The following is an 18270-nucleotide window of genomic DNA, read 5'->3' as shown; positions in this document are numbered from 1 at the left end:
TACGCCTTGAACCTATCCGGCCGCGGCACCGGGTGCCGAATCCGGGGGCGACAGGGCGAGGGGGTGCTGTCTGTGGGGTTCCCACAGACAGCACGTGTCGTGGTTCACTCACACGCACTGTGCCGCCTGTGCCATGACAGAAGGGGAACCCGCCCATGGCCCATGAGATCGATCAGTCGTTCCTGGATCTGCCCCTGCGGGCACTCGCCGACGCCGCCCTCGCGCGCGCACGCGCGCTGGGAGCGGAGCACGCGGACTTCCGTCTGGAGCGGGTGCGCGGCGCTTCCGTGCGGCTGCGGGACGCGAAGCCGTCTGGCTCCTCCGACAGCACTGACCTGGGATACGCCGTGCGCGTCGTACACGGCGGGACCTGGGGGTTCGCCTCCGGTGTCGATCTGACGATGGACGGCGCGGCGAAGGTGGCCTCGCAGGCCGTGGCGATGGCCAAGCTGAGCGCGCAGGTGATCAAAGCGGCCGGGTCGGACGAGCGCGTGGAGCTGGCGGACGAGCCGGTGCACGCGGAGAAGACCTGGGTCTCCTCGTACGAGATCGATCCCTTCACCGTGCCGGAGGAGGAGCGGGCCGGGCTGCTCGCCGACTGGAGTGCGCGGCTGCTCTCGGCGGACGGGGTGTCCCACGTGGACGCCTCCTTGTACTGCGTCCACGAGAACAAGTTCTACGCGGACACGGCGGGGACCGTCACGACGCAGCAGCGGGTGCGGCTGCACCCGGAGCTGACGGCGGTCGCCGTGGACGACTCCAGCGGCGAGTTCGACTCCATGCGCACGATCGCGCCGCCGGTGGGACGCGGCTGGGAGTACCTCACCGGGACCGGCTGGGACTGGGGCCGGGAGCTCGCCGAGATCCCCGAGCTGCTCGCCGAGAAGATGCGCGCGCCGAGCGTCAAGGCGGGCGCGTACGACCTGGTGGTGGACCCGTCGAACCTCTGGCTGACCATCCACGAGTCGATCGGGCACGCCACCGAGCTGGACCGCGCGCTCGGCTACGAGGCCGCGTACGCGGGCACCTCCTTCGCCACCTTCGACCAGCTGGGGAAGTTGAAGTACGGCTCCGAGATCATGAACGTCACGGGTGACAGGACCGCCGAGCACGGGCTCGCCACCATCGGGTACGACGACGAGGGCGTGGCCGGGCAGTCCTGGGACCTGGTGAAGGACGGGACCCTCACCGGCTATCAACTCGACCGGCGCATCGCCAAGTTGACCGGCTTCGAGCGCTCCAACGGCTGCGCGTACGCGGACTCCCCCGGGCACGTGCCCGTACAGCGGATGGCCAATGTGTCGCTGCAACCGGATCCGGGCGGGCTCGCGACGGAGGACCTGATCTCGGGGGTGGAGCGCGGCCTCTACCTGGTGGGCGACCGGTCGTGGTCCATCGACATGCAGCGCTACAACTTCCAGTTCACGGCGCAGCGCGCCTACGCGATCCGGGGCGGGCGGCTCGCCGGGCAGGTGCGGGACTTCGCGTACCAGGCGACGACGACGGACTTCTGGGGCTCCATGGCGGCGGTCGGCGGCCCGCAGACGTACGTCCTCGGCGGCGCCTTCAACTGCGGAAAGGCCCAGCCGGGCCAGGTCGCGTCCGTCTCGCACGGCTGCCCCTCCGCCCTCTTCAAGGGCGTCAACATTCTCAACACGACGCAGGAGGCGGGTCGATGAGCCCTCGTACGCCGATGAACAAGCCCTACGAGATCGTCGAGCGCGCCCTGGAGCTCTCCCGGGCCGACGGCTGCGTGGTCATCGCCGACGAGACGTCCTCCGCCAATCTCCGCTGGGCGGGCAACGCGCTCACCACGAACGGTGTGACGCGCGGGCGCACCCTCACCGTCGTCGCGACGGTCGACGGCAAGGAGGGCACCGCGTCCGGCGTCGTGTCCCGGTCGGCGGTGACCGCGGACGACCTGGAGTCGCTGGTGCGCGCCGCCGAGGAGGCCGCCGCCCAGGCGGGGCCCGCCGAGGACGCGCAGCCGCTCATCGGCGACGTGCCGCACTCCCCCGACTTCACGGACGCGCCCGCCGAGACCTCGTCCGCCGTCTTCGCCGAATTCGCGCCGGCGCTCGGCGAGGCGTTCGCGCGGGCCGGGGCGGGCGGCCGCGAGCTGTACGGGTTCGCCAACCACGAGCTGACCAGCAGCTACCTCGGTACGTCGGCGGGACTGCGGCTGCGGCACGACCAGCCCAACGGGACCCTTGAGCTGAACGCCAAGTCGCACGGGCGCAGGCGGTCGGCGTGGGCGGGGCGCTCCACGCGGGACTTCAAGGACGTCGACCCGGCGGCGATGGACGCGGAGCTGGCCACCCGGCTCGGGTGGGCCCAGCGGCGTATCGACCTGCCCGCAGGGCGTTACGAGACGCTGCTGCCGCCGACCGCCGTGGCGGACCTGCTGATCTACCAGATGTGGTCGTCGGGGGCGCGGGACGCGACCGAGGGCCGCACCGTGTTCTCCAAGCCGGGCGGCGGTACGCGGGTGGGTGAGCGGCTCAGCGAGCTGCCGCTGACGCTGCGCAGCGATCCGCACGAGCCGGGGCTCGAATCGGCGCCGTTCGTCCTCGCGCACGCCTCCAGCGACGCGTCGTCCGTGTTCGACAACGGGCTGCCGGTCGGCCCCACGGACTGGATCCGCGAAGGGGAACTCAAGCACCTCTCGACGACCCGGCACAGCGCCGCGCTCACCGGGCAGCCCGTCGCCCCGGCGATCGACAACCTGATCCTCGACGGCGGCGGCGCGAAGTCCCTGGCCGAGATGGTCGCGGGCACCGAGCGCGGGCTGCTGCTCACCTGCCTCTGGTACATCCGCGAGGTCGACCCGGCGACGCTGCTGCTCACCGGCCTCACCCGGGACGGCGTGTACCTCGTGGAGCACGGCGAGGTCGTCGGCGAGGTGAACAACTTCCGGTTCAACGAGTCGCCGGTCGGCCTGCTCGGCCGGGCCACGGAGGCGGGGCGGACGGAGAAGACGCTGCCTCGCGAATGGGGCGACTGGTTCACCAGGGCCGCCATGCCCGCGCTGCGGGTGCCGGACTTCAACATGAGCTCGGTCAGCCAGGGCGTGTGACACCCATAGACTGGCAGGGTTGCAGCAGACCTGTTTGACCTGTTCAAGGAGAACCGAAACCGTGACCGACATCGTCGACGAGCTGAAGTGGCGTGGCCTGTGGGCCCAGTCCACTGACGAGGACGCACTGCGCAAGGCGCTCGCGGACGGTCCGGTCACGTTCTATTGCGGCTTCGACCCGACCGCGGCCTCCCTGCACGTCGGGCACCTGGTGCAGGTCCTCACCATGCGCCGGCTCCAGCAGGCGGGCCTGCGCCCGCTCGCCCTGGTGGGCGGCGCCACGGGCCAGATCGGCGACCCGCGCCCGACGGCGGAGCGCACGCTGAACGATCCGGAGACGATCGCGCTGTGGGTGTCCCGTCTGCGCTCGCAGATCGAGCCGTTCCTCGACTTCGAGGGTGAGAACGCGGCGACGATGGTGAACAACCTGGACTGGACCGCCGGGATGTCCGCGATCGAGTTCCTGCGCGACATCGGCAAGCACTTCCGGGTCAACAAGATGCTGACCAAGGACTCCGTGGCCCGCCGCCTCGAGTCCCAGGAGGGCATCAGCTACACGGAGTTCAGCTACCAGCTGCTCCAGGGCATGGACTTCCTGGAGCTGTACCGCCGCTACGGCTGCACGCTCCAGCAGGGCGGCTCGGACCAGTGGGGCAACCTCACGGCCGGGCTCGACCTGATCCACCGCCTGGAGCCGGACGCGGTGGCGCACTGCGTGGCGACGCCGCTGATGGTGAAGGCGGACGGCACGAAGTTCGGCAAGACCGAGGGCGGCGCCGTCTGGCTCGACCCGGAGATGACGACGCCGTACGCGTTCTACCAGTTCTGGCTGAACGTGGACGACCGCGACATCTCGACGTACATGCGGATCCTGTCCTTCAAGTCCCGCGAGGAGCTGGAGGAGCTGGAGAAGCAGACGGAGGAGCGGCCGCAGGCCCGTGCCGCGCAGCGCGCGCTGGCCGAGGAGCTGACGACGCTGGTGCACGGCGCCGACCAGACGGCGGCCGTGATCTCCGCGTCGAAGGCGCTGTTCGGGCAGGGCGACGGGAACCTGGCGGACCTGGACGAGGCGACGCTCGCCGCGGCGCTCTCCGAGCTGCCGAAGGCCGAGGTCACCGAGCTCGGCCCGGTCGTCGACCTGTTCGCCGAGGTCGGCCTCGTCGCGAGCAAGTCGGCCGCGCGGCGCACCGTGAAGGAGGGCGGCGCCTACGTGAACAACGTGAAGGTCGCCGCCGAGGACTTCGTGCCGGGCGCGGACGAGCTGCTGCACGGGCGGTGGCTGGTGCTGCGGCGCGGCAAGAAGAACCTCGCGGCCGTGGAGGTCAAGGGCGCGTAGGGCTCGCGCCCCGCACCCCGAAAGCCCCGCACCCCGAAAGCCCCGCACCCCGAAGGCCCGGCCCGCCGCTCAGGCGTCGCCGGGCCTTCAGCTGTGTCCTGATCCGAACGGCAGGCCCTATGCCTTGCTCTTGTTTCCGCGCAGTGCCACCCACACCCGGTCGCCCACGCCGACCACGACCACCGCTCCGATCAGCTGCAGCAGGTGGCGGATCCAGTCGATGCCCCGGGTGTCGTTGACGCCCATGCCGGTGGCCGCCCAGTTGCCCAGGATGCTGCCGATGATGCCGAAGACCACCGTCAGCCAGAGCGGGATCTGCTGCTTGCCGGGCAGGATCGCCTTGGCGATCAGGCCGAGCACCAAACCCACGATGATCGCCCACAACCAGCTCATGTCGTCGCCTCCTCGTGCGGTGCGGGGCACCGAACGGCCACCCGCGCGATCAGTCTCACCGCGTACGCCATACGGCGCATGTCGGACAGCTCCGTACGTGGTGAGACGCAGGCAACGCTCCCAGGTCGGGCCCGCCCCCGGTCTCGTAGCCGACGCATACCGGGCGTACCGTGGACGCAGTCCGGTCCGGGGAGTGACCGGCGAGCTGGCGGGTGGTGGGAATGTGATGCGGAAGCGCAAGGACAACGGCGGGGCAGAGGTTTTCCGGATCACGGGCGCGCGGCAAGGGCTCGCCGACGATGTCCGCGGCCGACAGCGCCGGTACATCATCTCGATGTCCGTCCGCACCGTTTCCGTGATCCTCACCGCGGTGCTGTGGAACGTGGAGCGGCACGTCGCCATCGTGACGCTGGTGCTCGGCGTACTTCTCCCCTACGTCGCCGTGGTCTTCGCCAACGCCGGCCGGGAGAACGCCCCCTCGCTTCCTTCGACCTTCGTGCCCGCGCCTTCGCGCCCCATGATCTCGCCGGTGCCGTCCGCGGACGCCGCGGAATCCGCCCCGGAGGACCGGGCCTGAGTGACGGCGCGAGCCGGTGCACAATCGATCGACAAAGCTCAAGAAAAGCTCAGATCAATCATGTTGTTCCGGTGCCGGGCGGCGGGTCCCCCGTGACATACTGCGTGAGCGCTCCGCATCCCCCGTCGGAGCGACGGACCGACGCCGGGCAGCTCCCCCCGTGGCTGCTCGGCGTCGCCATTTCCGGGGCGTTTAAGGTTGACGCGTGAACCTCGCGAACCTCTCCGGACCGTCACCCGAAAATCCCCAGTGCTCGGCCAAGGGCTGTCGCGCCGACGCGGTGTGGGTGCTCGCGTGGAACAACCCGAAGCTGCACACTCCGGAGCGCCGCAAGACGTGGCTGGCGTGCGACGAGCACCGCGAGCACCTGTCCAAGTTCCTCGGCGTACGCGGCTTCCTCAAGGATGTCGTGGCACTGACGGAGTGGGACGACACCCCCGAGAGCTGAGGCTCAGCCGCCGATCGCCGACATCGGGCGGTCCGGCTGGAGGAAGGACGGGTCGTCGAGGCCCGAGCCCGCCTTCTTGCCCCACATGGCGCGCTTCCATATGCCGGCCAGCTCCTCGTCCGGCATGTCGGAGCGCAGGGCCGCCCGCAGATCCGTCTCCTCGGTGGCGAACAGGCAGGTGCGGACCTGGCCGTCCGCCGTCAGGCGCGTGCGGTCGCAGGCCGAGCAGAACGGGCGGGTCACCGAGGCGATGACGCCGACGCGGTGCGGTCCCCCGTCCACGATCCAGCGCTCGGCGGGCGCGGAGCCCCGCTCGCCGGCCCCCTCCTCGGTGAGCTCGAAGCGTGTACGCAGCGAGGCGAGGATGTCGCCCGCGGTGATCATGCCCTCGCGCTTCCAGCCGTGCTGGGCGTCGAGCGGCATCTGCTCGATGAAGCGCAGCTCGTAATCGTTCTCCACCGCCCAGGCGAGGAGGTCCGGGGCCTCGTCCTCGTTCAGCCCCGGCATCAGGACCGAGTTGACCTTCACCGGGGTCAGGCCCGCTTCGCGCGCCGCTTCGAGGCCCTCGATGACGTCCTTGTGCCGGTCGCGGCGGGTGAGGGTCTTGAAGACGTCGGGGCGGAGCGTGTCCAGTGAGACGTTGACCCGGTCGAGGCCCGCGTCCTTGAGCGCCCGCGCCGTGCGCTTGAGCCCGATCCCGTTCGTCGTCAGGGACATCTTCGGGCGGTGCTCCAGGGCCGCGACCCGCTCGACGATGCCGACCAGACCGGGCCTGAGCAGGGGCTCGCCGCCGGTGAAGCGGACGTCCTCGATGCCGAGGTCGGTGACCGCGACGCGGATGAGGCGGACGATCTCGTCATCGGTGAGCAGGTCGGGCTTGGCCAGCCACTGCAGGCCCTCTTCGGGCATGCAGTACGTACACCGCAGATTGCACCGGTCGGTCAGCGAGACCCGCAGGTCGGTAGCCACTCGGCCGTATGTGTCGATGAGCACGTGGGCCCCCTCCCTCGGCGTCTTCTTACCTACTGATCCCGAGCCTACGTGACCGGTATGACAGCGGCAGGCCTCGCGCCGTCCAAAGTGCGTGCCGTGCCCGTCGTAGGGATCTACGAAGCGGGGCACGGCACGCGGGGAAAGGAGCCGGTCAGTGGGCTCCGGTGCCTGTCAGGGAGCGGACCTCGAGCTCCGCGTACTTGCCCTTGTCGGCCTTCTCCTTGGCGACGTAGGTGCCGATGACGCCCAGCAGGAAGCCGACCGGGATCGAGATGATGCCGGGGTTCTCCAGCGGGAACCAGTGGAAGTCGACGCCCTTGAACATGGAGGTCTTCGGGTTGCCCGAGACGACGGGCGAGAAGAGGACCAGGAAGACCGCCGTGAACAGACCGCCGTAGATGGACCACAGCGCGCCGTTGGTGTTGAACCGCTTCCAGAACAGCGAGTACAGGATCGTCGGCAGGTTCGCGGAGGCCGCGACCGCGAAGGCCAGGGCGACGAGGCCCGCCACGTTCAGGTCGCGGGCGAGCGCGCCCAGCCCGATCGAGACGATGCCGATGAAGACGGTGGCCCAGCGGGCCGCCTTCATCTCCTGCTTCTCGGAGGCCTCGCCCTTCTTGATGACGTTCGCGTAGATGTCGTGCGCGAACGAGGAGGACGAGGCGAGGGTGAGGCCCGCGACGACCGCGAGGATCGTGGCGAAGGCGACCGCCGAGATCGAGGCGAGCAGGATCGCGCCCCAGCTGGAGTCGACGCCGCCGAGATGGAGCGCCAGCAGGGGCGCCGCCGTGTTGCCCGCCGGGTTGGAGGCGATGATCTCGTCCGGCTTGATGAGCGCGGCCGCGCCGAAGCCGAGCGCGATCGTCATCAGGTAGAAGGCGCCGATGATGCCGATGGCCCAGTTGACCGACTTACGGGCCGCCTTGGCGGTCGGCACCGTGTAGAAGCGGATCAGGATGTGCGGCAGGCCCGCCGTGCCGAGCACGAGCGCGATGCCGAGCGAGATGAAGTCGATCTTCGACGTGGAGGTGAGGCCGTACTTCAGGCCCGGCTCCAGGAACGCCGAACCCTTGCCGCTGTTCTCGGCCGCGGTGCCCAGCAGGTCCGAGATGTTGAAGTCGAACTTCAGCAGGACCAGGAACGTCAGCAGGATGGCCCCGATGATCAGCAGCACCGCCTTGACCATCTGCACCCAGGTGGTGCCCTTCATGCCGCCGATGGTGACGTAGACGATCATCAGGATGCCGACCAGGGCGACGATGCCGACCTTGCCCGCGTCCGAGGTGATGCCGAGCAGCAGCGAGACGAGCACGCCCGCGCCCGCCATCTGCGCGAGCAGGTAGAAGATCGAGACGACGATCGTCGAGGTGCCGGCCGCCGTGCGCACCGGGCGCTGGCGCATCCGGTAGGCGAGCACGTCGCCCATCGTGTAGCGCCCGGAGTTGCGCAGCGGTTCGGCGACCAGGAGCAGTGCGACGAGCCAGGCGACCAGGAAGCCGATCGAGTAGAGGAAGCCGTCGTAGCCGGCGAGCGCGATGGCGCCCGCGATGCCGAGGAACGACGCGGCGGACATGTAGTCGCCGGAGACCGCGAGGCCGTTCTGGAAAGCGGTGAACTGGCGGCCGCCCGCGTAGAAGTCGGACGCGCTCTTGGTCTGGCGGCCGGCCCAGATGGTGATGACGAGGGTCGCGAGGACGAACACCGCGAACAGGCTGATGATCAGCGGCCGGTGCTCGCTCGCCTCGGCGGCCAGGGGGAGTTGGGACATGTGGGGGTTCACTCGCCGCCCTCCAGACGGGTCTTGATGGCCTCGGCCTTCGGGTCGAGCTTGGTGGCGGCGTGCCGCGAGTACCACCAGGCGATGAGGAACGTGGTCAGGAACTGGGCGAGCCCGAGGACGAAGGCGACGTTGATGTTGCCGAAGACCTTGGTGCCCATGAAGTCGCCCGCGTAGTTCGACAGCAGCACGTACACGAGGTACCAGGCGATGAAGGCGAGGGTCAGCGGGAAGGCGAACGAGCGGTGCGCGCGCCGCAGTTCACCGAACTCCGCGCCCTCCTGCACCTCGATGAACTTCTCGGTGGAGGGCAGCGCGGGCCCGTCGTGCGGGCTGCCCTGCTGCGGTGTTGGTGCGTCGGTGGCCACGGACTCTCCTCGCGGTGGGGTGCTGTCTCTCTAACCTCAACGTGATCTGGATCACGCGGGCCGGGTCGCGATGGTAGAGCTCCCCGACCCCCTGCACAACGGCACGGGAGCACGGTCGACGAGGTTCAACTCCCTTTGCTCTTTCGGAACTTCTTTCGGAACTCGTTGATGACCTGCGGCGACCAGAGATACGTTCACACCGCACCACGCGTCATGTACCTGCCCGGGACCCACTCGTGTACCGGGCATTTCCATAAACGACGGATGATGTGGAGACCCCATGGCTCATCTGCCTTCCAGACGCCTGCCCGCCGGACGACTGTCGTCTCGGCGCCGCCTGGCTCTCGCCCTGCCGGTCGGTATCGCACTGACCGCCTCCTTCGGTTTCCTCCCGTCCGCGGCCGCGGCCCCCGTCGCCGACTCGCCCTCGGCGGCGGCCAGTTCGGCCTCCTCGCTCACGTACGTGGTGAACACGCGCGGCACCGATGCCCGCACGATCTCCTCGGTGACCCAGGCGATATCCGCGGCGGACGGCTCCATAGTCGCGACGTACGCGAAGATCGGCGTCATCGTCGTCCAGTCCTCGAACGCCGACTTCGGCAAGCGGATACGCGCGGCGAAGGGGGTGGCCACGGCGGGCGCGACCCGCACCGCGCCGCTCACCCCGGCCGGCACCACCGAAGAGGGCGCCGTCCAGAAGCTGACGAAGGCGGAGGCCAAGTCCGTCGCGGCGCAGGCGAGTTCGGACCAGGAGCCGCTCGAGGCCGACCAGTGGGACCTGCGGGCGATGGGCGCCGACAAGGCCGCGAAGATCAACCCGGGCAGCAGCAAGGTCACCGTCGGCGTCATCGACACCGGCGTGGACGACACCCACCCCGACCTCGCCCCGAACTTCTCCGCCTCGCAGTCCGCGAGCTGTGTCGGCGGCAAGGCGGACACCTCGCCGGGCGCCTGGCGGCCGAGCGATGCCGACGCCTACCACGGCACGCACGTCGCGGGTGAGATCGCCGCCGCGCGCAACGGGATCGGCGTCGCCGGTGTCGCGCCGGGCGTGAAGGTCGCGGGCATCAAGGTGGCCGACCCGGTCACCGAGCTGTTCTACCCGGAGAGCGTCGTCTGCGCCTTCGTGTTCGCCGCGGACCACGGCATCGAGGTCACCAACAACAGCTACTACGTGGACCCGTGGCTCTACAACTGCATGGACGACCCCGACCAGCGGGCCATCGTCGACGCGGTGAACCGGGCCCAGCTGTACGCCCAGAAGAAGGGCACCCTGAACCTGGCGTCCGCTGGCAACTCCAACCACGACCTCGACTCCGACGCGATCGTGGACGACTCCAGCCCCGACGACTCGACACCGGTGAACCGCACGATCGACCCGCACACCTGCTTCGACATCCCGACCCAGCTGCAGGGTGTCGTCACGGTGAGCGCGACGGGCGTGACCAAGGCCAAGTCGTACTACTCGACGTACGGCAACGGTGTCATCGACATCGCGGCGCCGGGCGGCGACAAGTACAAGAAGCCGACCGACACCCCGTCGCAGGACGGCCGCATCCTGTCCACGCTGCCGGGCAACCAGTACGGCTGGCTGCAGGGCACGTCGATGGCCTCGCCGCACGCCGCCGGCGTCGCCGCGCTCCTCAAGTCGACGCACCCGAAGGCCACTCCGGCGCAGTTGCAGGCCCTGATGAAGGCGCAAGCCGACAAGGAGCCGTGCCCGACCGCGTACGACGGGGACGGCGACGGCACGGTCGACGCGGTCTGCGAGGGCCCCGAGCGGCGCAACGGCTTCTACGGGTACGGGATCGTCGACGCGCTGAAGGCCGTCAAGTGACCTTCTCTGTACGCGACATGTGAGGCGATCCGGGGGCCGGGTGGCGCACGCCACCCGGCCCCTGCGTGTGCCGCCCGTGTGCCGGGGCCGCGTGCTGCGCGATAGTGCGGACATGACACATGCGCCCCATGCACCGGTCGACACCCGGGCCGCGTGGGCGGCGCTCGGCGGCGACCCCGCCCTGCTCGCCCGCGTTTCGTACCGCACGCGCGCGGGTGCGCTGCCCGCCCGCCTCCCCGTCGCCGACCTGGCCAGATCCTGCGTCGCCTGCTGCTCCCTCGCCGCCGCGGAACTGGCCGCCACGCGCGCGAGGCATCCGCTCGGCGCCGTCCGGGTGCGTGTCGACGACGGCGCGGTGGCGACCGCGTTCACCAGCGAGCGGCATCTGCTGATCGACGGGCGCGCGCCGGTCAGCTTCGCGCCGCTGTCGCGCTTCTGGCGCACGCGGGACGGCTGGCTGCGCACCCACGCGAACTATCCGCACCACCGGGCGCGGCTGTGCGCGGCCCTCGGGGTCGGCGCGGACGCGACCGTGGACGAGGTCGCGGCGCTGCTCAAGGAGCGCTCCGCGCACGAGGTCGAGGAGACGGTGTACGCGGCCGGGGGCCTGGCCGTCGCGCTGCGCACGCCCGAGGAGTGGGCGGCGCATCCGCAGGGCGCGCAGGTGGCGGCCCGGCCGCTCCTGACGCTCGACCGGGTCGACAATGCGCCGGTCCGGACGCTGTCGCGCGGGGTGCTCTCGCCCGCGGCCGGGATCCGGGTCCTCGACCTCACGCGCGTCATCGCGGGTCCGGTCGCGACGCGCACCCTGGCGCTGCTCGGCGCGGACGTGCTGCGGGTGGACGCGCCCCGGTTGCCCGAGTCGGCGGACGCGCACGCCGACACCGGTTTCGGCAAGCGCTCGACCCGGCTCGACCTGAAGGGCGCGGCGGACCGGCGCACGTTCGACGAGCTGCTCGCGGGCGCGGACGTGGTGGTCACGGGGTACCGACCCGGCGCGCTCGACCGGTTCGGGCTCGCCGCGGAGGCGCTCGCCGAGCGGCGGCCGGGGCTCGTGGTGGCGGCGCTGTCGGCGTGGGGCGGGTACGGGCCGTGGGGCGGGCGGCGCGGCTTCGACAGCCTCGTCCAGGTGGCGGCGGGCGTCGCGGCGACCGAGGGCTCCCCCGAGCGCCCCGGAGCGCTGCCCGCGCAGGCGCTCGACCACGGCACGGGCTATCTGCTCGCGGCGGCCGTGCTGCGCGCGCTCACCGAGCAGACGACACAGGGCGGTTCGCGGGTGGTGCGGCTCGCGCTCGCGCAGACGGCCGCCTGGCTCGTGCGAGGGCCGCGCCCGAAGGAGTACGGCGAGCGCGCGGAGCCGTACGAGGCGGACGATCCGGCCGTCTGGCTGACCGAGGCGGACAGCCCGATCGGGCGCCTGCGGCACGCCCTGCCGCCGCTGTCGTTCGTCGGCGGGCCGGCGAACTGGGCGCGTCCTCCGGGGGTTTGGGGCACGGACGAAGCCGGTTGGCTGCCGGCGGGGTGAACCAGGGGCGCGCGAAATCGCGTCCTACGTAGTCGTGAACCCCCGCAGCGCAGCACCGGACCCGGCCGCACACGGTCCGTACGTGCATGGTCCGAACGCGCACGGTCCGGACCCGCATGCCCCGCCTGTCGGTCTGCGCTTGCCGGGATCGGTGCCGCCTGGTGAAGATCCAATGGTGAGCTCCATACCGCCGCCCACCGAGGCTCCCGTGTCCGTCGGGGCCGACGTCTCCCTGCGCGGACCCGGCGCGGGACGCGCCGTCGCCGTGCTCGTACTCGTCGCCGTGGCCGCGCTGATCCCGCTGTTCGGGCCGCGCGCCGCGCTCGACGGCACAGGGGAGGCCGCGGCGCCCGGCGTCGGCGTGCTCGCTCTCCTGCGCACGGTCCTGTTCGCGGCGTTGTGCGTCCAGGTGGGCGAGGTGTTCGCCGGGTTCCTCGCACGCAGGGTGGACCCGTCGCGGGAGCTTCCCCGCACCTGGTCGGCGTACGCGCCGTGGGCCGGATTCGCGGCAGCGCTCGGGCTCGCCTCCGTGGTGGCCTCGGGGAACCTGATTCCGCACAGCGTCGCGGCGCTGGACCTCGGCGGCCTGGGCGGAACGCGGGACGGCACGCTCGCGCTCGTGGAGGTCAACGGCTTTCTGCTCGCGGGCCTGTGCGCCCGCTGGCGGCGTCCTGCGACGGCGCTGCTCCCGCTGGCCGCCGTGGCCGCGGCGGAGGCGCTGCGGGCGCACCCGGCGGCCGAGGACAGCGCTCTGCTCGGCTCGGGTCTCACCCTGGTCCATCTGACCTGCGCCGCCCTGTGGGTGGGCGGACTGCTGTACGTGCTGCGCACGACCCACGCCTGGCACACGACCGCCCCCGAGGCGGGCACGGCGCTTCTCGGCCTCTACGCGCGCGTGGCCGCGGTGCTGCTCGCGGCCATCACCGCGACGGGCGTGTGCAGCACCCTGCGCCGGATGCCGCCGAGCACGGTCCTCGACCAGCTGACGACGACGGCGTACGGGCGCGTGCTGCTCGCGAAGGTGCTCCTCGTCGCCGTCGTCGCCGGGCTCGCCCTGGCGGCGCGGCTGCGCCTGCGCGGCGCCCCGGACCGCGGACGGGCCTACACACCCGCGCGCGCGGAGGTCGTGATCCTGGCGGTCGTGGTGGCGGTGTCGGCGGCGCTGACGGCGCTGCCGGTGCCGATCCGCTGGTGAGCCCGGAGCGCCCGTAGACGCGCCTAGTTGGTGCGCCTAGTTGGTGACCATCACCTTGAGGGCGGCGCGCTCGTCCATCGCCTTGTAGCCATCGGGCACGCCCTCGATGTCGACCGTCATGTCGAAGACGGGCGACGGGTCGATGGTCCCGTCCAGGACGTCGGGCAGCAGGTCGGGGATGTATGTGCGGACGGGGGCCACGCCGCCGCGCAGCGCGATGTTGTGGTCGAACATGACGCGCAGGTCGACGCCGCCGCCGCTGCCGTGCGGGACGCCGACGAAGCCGATGGCGCCGCCGTCGCGGGTGATGTTCACGGCGGTGTTCATGGACTGCTCGGTGCCGACCGCCTCGATCACGGCGTGCGCGCCCTGGCCGCGGGTGAGTTCGCGGACCGCCGCGACCGCCGCCTCGCCGCGCTCCGCGACGACGTCCGTGGCGCCGAAGCTCCGTGCGATGTCCGTACGCGCCTGGTGGCGGCCGAGCGCGATGATCCGCTCGGCGCCGAGCCGGTGGGCCGCGAGGACGCCGCACAGGCCCACGGCGCCGTCCCCGACGACGGCGACGGTCGCGCCCTTGCGCACGCCCGCGCCGAGCGCCGCGTGGTGGCCGGTGCCCAGCACGTCGGACAGCGTCAGCAGGGCGGACAGCAGGCGGTCGTCCGAGGCGGCGTCGGCCGGCAGCGCGACGAGCGTGCCGTCGGCGTACGGGACGCGCACGGCCTCGCCCTGGCCTCCGTCGTAGCCGACCGCGCCCCAGAATCCGCCGTGCTCGCATGACGTGGTGAGGCCCTCGCGGCAGTAGTCGCACACCCCGTCCGACCACATGAAGGGCGCGACGACCAGGTCGCCGCGCTTGAACACGGACACCTCGGAGCCGGTCTCCTCGACGACGCCGAGGAACTCGTGCCCGATGCGCTGCCCGGCCTGTCGCGCGGCCTCGCCCCGGTAGGCCCAGAGGTCGCTGCCGCAGACGCAGGCGCGCAGGACGCGCACCACGGCGTCCGTGGGCAGCACGATGACGGGATCGGGTACGTCCTCCACGCGCATGTCGTACGGGGCGTGGATGGTGGTGGCGCGCATGGGAGGTTTTCCTTCGTGCGGGTCCCGCAATCGATGCAGGTCAGTGAGCGACGCGCCGGGTTTCGGCGCGTCTTTCACGGTACGCCGAAGGGGGCGCGGCCCGCTCCCCGAGCACGCCCCGGGCGAGCAGGTACTGCGCCGCCACGTAGGTGCCCATGACCCAGAGGTCGGGGCGCGGCAGGGCGGGCCAGTCGGCGATGCCCGTGGCGATGAGCGAGTCCGAGAGCAGGAACAGGGCGCCGCCCACGCCCGCGGCCGGCCCGAGCCGGGAGGACGCGAACGCCATGCAGGTCAGCAGCACGCTGTACGCGGCGACGGGCCCGCGCATGTCCGCCGGAAGGTCGGGCCACAGGGCGGCCACCGTCACGACGAGCGCGACGCCGTACGCGGCGCCGAGCAGCGCGCCACGCGCGCGTACCGAACCGTGCCGCTTGAAGAGCACCAGGTAGCAGACGTGGCCGACGGCGAAGGCGCCCATCCCGGCGAGGAACACGGTGTCCTGGTCGAACAGCAGCAGCACGTCACCGCACCAGCCGAACAGCAGCGCGGCGCACAGCAGCCGGGGGCCGCGGCACGCGATCACGTAGGCCGCGAGGAGCGGCATGAGCAGGGGCTTGAGGACGACGTGCGCGCCGTCCGCGCCCACGAGCAGCGCCACGAGGTCGGCGGCGCACACCACGAAGAACGCGGCACGCCACAACGATGCGGCAGGCCTCACGCGGCGCCCTCCGTGACCTTCTGCGGGGCCTTCGGGACGCCGACGCGCTCGGGCTGCCACCCGGGCCCCCGGAAGACCCTCCCGGCCCGCTCGCGCCAACTGGCGGCCGCCTTCAGGTCCTTGGCGATGGCCGCGTACTCGTGGGTGGCGACGCGCAGCGGGTTGTACGTGCTGATGTTCTTGGTGAGCCCGAACTCGGGGCGCTCGACCTCCGCGACCCACGACCCGAAGAGCCGGTCCCAGAGGATGAAGATCCCGCCGAAGTTCCGGTCCAGGTAGCCGCCTTGGGAGGCGTGGTGGACGCGGTGGTGGGAGGGCGTGTTGAAGACGAACTCGAAGGGGCGCCACATCTTGTCGATGCGCTCGGTGTGGATCCAGAACTGGTACACGAGGTTGACCGACGAGCAGAACGCGAGCGCCGCCGGGTGCACGCCCAGCGCGATGAGCGGCAGGTAGAACGGCCACACGGTCAGGCTCGTCCAGGGCTGGCGCAGCGCGGTGGTGAGGTTGAACCTGCGGCTGGAGTGGTGCACCACGTGGCACGCCCACAGGATGCGGATCACGTGGTGCCCGCGGTGCGACCAGTAGTAGAAGAAGTCCTGGCCGAGCAGCATCAGCGGGATCGTCCACCACAGGACGGGCACGCGCAGCGGCGTGAGTTCGTAGACCGCCGTGTAGATCGCGACGATCGGGATCTTCCACAGGAAGTCGAAGACCAGGCTTCCGAGCCCCATGGTGACGCTCGTCGCCGCGTCCTTGGTCTCGTAGCCGGCGGCGTCCTCGTCGGGGTGGATCCGGACACTGACGATCTCCACGATCGTCAGCAGCACGAACGCGGGGATCGACCACAGCACGGCGTCGGGCAGGTTCGGGGTCGGCATGCGTGCACCGTAAGGGCCCTGACCTGCCCCCGGCTATAGGTAGTTACCGACAAGTATTACTGCCGGTAAGGGATCAAACTCCGGCCGCACCCAACAAAGATCCCGCCGCGTACGTGACGGCCATCGCGAGCGCTCCCCCGCCGACGTTGCGCCACACCGCGGGCCGCACCGCCGCGCTGCCCGTCCGGGCGCTGCTGTAGCCGGTGAAGGCGAGCGCCACGAGGACGGAGCCGACCGTGACGGGCAGCCGCCACGCGGAGGGCGGCAGGACGATCGCGAGCAGCGGCAGCAGCGCGCCCGCCGTGAAGGCGAGGAAGCTGGCCCAGGCGGCGTGCCACGGGTTGGTGAGGTCGTCGGGGTCGATGCCGAGCTCCACGCGCGCGTGGGCGCGCAGCGCGTCCCGTTCGGTGAGCTGCTCGGCCGCCTCGCGGGCGACCTCGCGGCTGAGCCCGCGCTCCTCCAACAGGTCGGTGAGTTCCTCCAGTTCGGCGGCCGGCTGCTCGGTCAGCTCGCGCTTCTCCATGGCGATGGCGGCCTTCTCGGAGTCGCGCTGCGTCGACACGGAGACGTACTCGCCGGCCGCCATGGACATCGATCCGGCGAGCAGCCCGGCGAGCCCGGCCGTGAGCAGCGTGGAGCGGTCGTCGGTGGCTCCGGCGACGCCGACGACGAGCCCAGCGGTGGAGACCACGCCGTCGTTGGCGCCGAGTACGGCGGCGCGCAACCAGTTGAGCCGCGAGCCGAGCGCGCCGCCGTGGGACTCGTCATGGGTGGGTTGCGCTCCGCGTTCCGTCACGCGGTGAGCATGCCACCAGGCGCGTCACCACACGCGTACCGACGCCCCTGGTGCGAACACCGGGCTCGTCGCGTCCGCGGGCGGCTCCTTGAGCGGCTCGTCGATCTCCGCGACCGTGGGGCCCACGCGGGCCGCGATGGGGTCGAGGAGGCCGAGGTCGAACCCGTAGACGCGGGCCGCGTTACCGCCGACCATCGCGGCGATCTCGTCCTTCGGCAGCCCCGCGTAGGCGATGCGCAGGCCCTCGCGCGTGTACGGGTGCGTGCCTTCGTCGTGCGGGTAGTCGCTGCCCCACATGATCTTGTCGAGGCCGATCCGGTCCCGCAGGGGCACTTCGTGGGGCCGCATGAAACTCGCGCCCACGAAGCAGTTCTCGCGCCACACGGTGGAGGGGCCCTTGCCCATCGAATCGGCGAGCCCGGCACCGAACTTGGACTCCGCCGTGTTCGCCTTCGTGGCCGCCCGGACCAGGCGCGCGTGGTAGTAGTCCAGCATGTCGAGGACGCCGGGGATCCAGCCCGAGCCCTGCTCCGTGAGGACGAGCCTCAGGTCGGGGTGCTTGCGGAAGGCGCCGCCGAAGACGAGGTGCCACAGGGCGCGGTGCGAGAACCACGTCGTCTCGACCATGAAGACCGCGCGGGCGGCCGGTTCCTCGCCGAGCGGCGGGGACGCCGAACCCGCGTGGTGGTTGACCGGGACGCCGAGTTCGGCGCAGGTCCGCCAGATCGGGTCGTACGTCGACGAGTAGAGCTCCGGGAGCCCCGAACCCGGCGGCGTGCCGGGCAGCAACAGGCCGCCCTTCAGGCCCGCTTCGGCCGCCCAGCGGATCTCCTTCACGGCCTCGTCGACGTCGTTGAGGAGGATCTGGAAGACGCCCGCCCTGCGGCCCGGGGCGGCGGCGCAGAAGTCCGCGAGCCACCGGTTGTGGGCGCGCAGGCCCGCCCAGCGCTGCTCGAACTCCTCACGCGTGGGCGCGGGCGCCATGAGCGACGCGGACGGGAAGAACGGCGGGATGGTGTTCGGGAAGACGACCTCGGCGACGATGCCGTCCCGCTCCAGCTCCTCGACGCGACGGTCGGAGTTCCAGTTGCGGTCGGCCGTGTCGGCGAGCAGGTCCTGGTACGGGTTCACGTACGTGGCGGCCCAGGCGTCGAACGCGTCGTGGTGTTCCCTCGCCAAGTACGGCTTGTAGTCGAGGAGATCGGCGCCCGCGTGGCAGTCCGCCGAGATCACGGTGTAGCGGTCGGCATCGGGATGCGCAGGGCTCACA

General features: G+C 71.3%; 17 protein-coding genes. 8 read left to right on the top strand and 9 right to left on the bottom strand.

Features of this window, described 5'->3' with window-relative positions; all coding sequences use genetic code 11:
* The first annotated feature begins 155 nt into the window (after window positions 1–155).
* The 3 genes from ACP4E5_RS34050 (at window position 156) to tyrS (ending at window position 4412) form a co-directional block, all read left to right on the top strand.
* On the top strand, window positions 156–1679 hold the full coding sequence (locus ACP4E5_RS34050) for a TldD/PmbA family protein (protein WP_425835497.1): 1524 nt from the start codon (window positions 156–158) through the stop codon (window positions 1677–1679).
* Window positions 1676–3076 carry a metallopeptidase TldD-related protein gene (locus tag ACP4E5_RS34045; RefSeq protein ID WP_425835495.1) on the top strand — a complete coding sequence of 467 codons (1401 nt, stop codon included), beginning with the start codon at window positions 1676–1678 and terminating at the stop codon, window positions 3074–3076. The genes ACP4E5_RS34050 and ACP4E5_RS34045 overlap by 4 nt, the downstream gene beginning before the upstream one ends.
* 61 nt (window positions 3077–3137) lie before the next feature.
* Window positions 3138–4412 carry a tyrosine--tRNA ligase gene (gene tyrS, locus ACP4E5_RS34040; RefSeq protein ID WP_425835493.1) on the top strand — a complete coding sequence of 425 codons (1275 nt, stop codon included), beginning with the start codon at window positions 3138–3140 and terminating at the stop codon, window positions 4410–4412.
* Between the two features lie 117 nt (window positions 4413–4529).
* On the opposite strand, the gene ACP4E5_RS34035 is transcribed toward tyrS, so the two are convergent.
* A complete protein-coding gene (locus tag ACP4E5_RS34035) occupies window positions 4530–4805 on the bottom strand; it encodes a GlsB/YeaQ/YmgE family stress response membrane protein (protein ID WP_425835491.1) in 276 nt (91 codons plus the stop codon).
* A gap of 226 nt (window positions 4806–5031) precedes the next feature.
* Between ACP4E5_RS34035 and ACP4E5_RS34030 the strand changes: the two genes are divergently transcribed.
* Together ACP4E5_RS34030 and ACP4E5_RS34025 are read left to right on the top strand one after the other, a co-directional pair.
* Window positions 5032–5382 carry a DUF3099 domain-containing protein gene (locus tag ACP4E5_RS34030; RefSeq protein WP_425835489.1) on the top strand — a complete coding sequence of 117 codons (351 nt, stop codon included), beginning with the start codon at window positions 5032–5034 and terminating at the stop codon, window positions 5380–5382.
* 205 nt (window positions 5383–5587) lie between these two features.
* Entirely contained in the window at window positions 5588–5830 is a 243-nt protein-coding gene (locus tag ACP4E5_RS34025) for a hypothetical protein (RefSeq protein ID WP_425835487.1), read from the top strand.
* Between the two features lie 3 nt (window positions 5831–5833).
* Here ACP4E5_RS34025 and moaA read toward each other — a convergent pair whose 3' ends face one another.
* The 3 genes from moaA to ACP4E5_RS34010 form a co-directional block, all read right to left on the bottom strand.
* The gene (gene moaA / locus ACP4E5_RS34020) at window positions 5834–6823 is read right to left on the bottom strand and encodes a GTP 3',8-cyclase MoaA (RefSeq protein ID WP_425835485.1); all 990 of its coding nucleotides are present in this window, start codon (window positions 6821–6823) and stop codon (window positions 5834–5836) included.
* Between the two features lie 151 nt (window positions 6824–6974).
* Window positions 6975–8591 (bottom strand): solute symporter family protein, encoded by a 1617-nt coding sequence (locus ACP4E5_RS34015; RefSeq protein WP_425835483.1) that lies wholly within the window; start codon window positions 8589–8591, stop codon window positions 6975–6977.
* Between the two features lie 8 nt (window positions 8592–8599).
* Window positions 8600–8968, bottom strand: a complete 369-nt coding sequence (locus ACP4E5_RS34010) for a DUF485 domain-containing protein (protein WP_425835481.1) — start codon at window positions 8966–8968, stop codon at window positions 8600–8602.
* 280 nt (window positions 8969–9248) lie between these two features.
* Here ACP4E5_RS34010 and ACP4E5_RS34005 point away from each other — a divergent pair, with 280 nt between their 5' ends.
* From ACP4E5_RS34005 to ACP4E5_RS33995, 3 genes are all read left to right on the top strand, one after another.
* Window positions 9249–10805 carry a S8 family peptidase gene (locus tag ACP4E5_RS34005; RefSeq protein WP_425835479.1) on the top strand — a complete coding sequence of 519 codons (1557 nt, stop codon included), beginning with the start codon at window positions 9249–9251 and terminating at the stop codon, window positions 10803–10805.
* Between the two features lie 112 nt (window positions 10806–10917).
* On the top strand, window positions 10918–12330 hold the full coding sequence (locus ACP4E5_RS34000; RefSeq protein ID WP_425835477.1) for a CoA transferase: 1413 nt from the start codon (window positions 10918–10920) through the stop codon (window positions 12328–12330).
* A 172-nt stretch (window positions 12331–12502) separates the two neighbouring features.
* The gene (locus tag ACP4E5_RS33995; RefSeq protein ID WP_425835475.1) at window positions 12503–13525 is read left to right on the top strand and encodes a CopD family protein; all 1023 of its coding nucleotides are present in this window, start codon (window positions 12503–12505) and stop codon (window positions 13523–13525) included.
* Window positions 13526–13561: 36 nt separating this feature from the next.
* Here the strand turns inward: ACP4E5_RS33995 and ACP4E5_RS33990 are convergent, their stop codons facing one another.
* The 5 genes from ACP4E5_RS33990 to ACP4E5_RS33970 form a co-directional block, all read right to left on the bottom strand.
* Window positions 13562–14605, bottom strand: coding sequence for a zinc-dependent alcohol dehydrogenase family protein (locus ACP4E5_RS33990; RefSeq protein ID WP_425835473.1), 1044 nt, complete (start codon window positions 14603–14605; stop codon window positions 13562–13564).
* 40 nt (window positions 14606–14645) lie between these two features.
* Window positions 14646–15323: a lysoplasmalogenase gene (locus ACP4E5_RS33985; protein ID WP_425835471.1), complete on the bottom strand. Its 678-nt coding sequence runs from the start codon at window positions 15321–15323 to the stop codon at window positions 14646–14648.
* Entirely contained in the window at window positions 15320–16204 is an 885-nt protein-coding gene (locus ACP4E5_RS33980) for a sterol desaturase family protein (RefSeq protein WP_425835469.1), read from the bottom strand. Before ACP4E5_RS33980 ends, ACP4E5_RS33985 begins: the two co-directional genes overlap by 4 nt.
* 73 nt (window positions 16205–16277) lie before the next feature.
* Window positions 16278–17000 (bottom strand): VIT1/CCC1 transporter family protein, encoded by a 723-nt coding sequence (locus ACP4E5_RS33975; RefSeq protein WP_425835467.1) that lies wholly within the window; start codon window positions 16998–17000, stop codon window positions 16278–16280.
* A 24-nt stretch (window positions 17001–17024) separates the two neighbouring features.
* Window positions 17025–18269 carry an amidohydrolase family protein gene (locus tag ACP4E5_RS33970; protein WP_425835465.1) on the bottom strand — a complete coding sequence of 415 codons (1245 nt, stop codon included), beginning with the start codon at window positions 18267–18269 and terminating at the stop codon, window positions 17025–17027.
* Window position 18270 lies beyond the last annotated feature (1 nt).

It is taken from the genome of Streptomyces fractus, from assembly GCF_049844455.1.
In the GTDB taxonomy this organism is placed as follows: Bacteria; Actinomycetota; Actinomycetes; order Streptomycetales; family Streptomycetaceae; genus Streptomyces; species Streptomyces fractus.
Note: the sequence above shows the minus strand (reverse complement) of the source record. Positions and strands in the feature narration are given on the sequence as shown.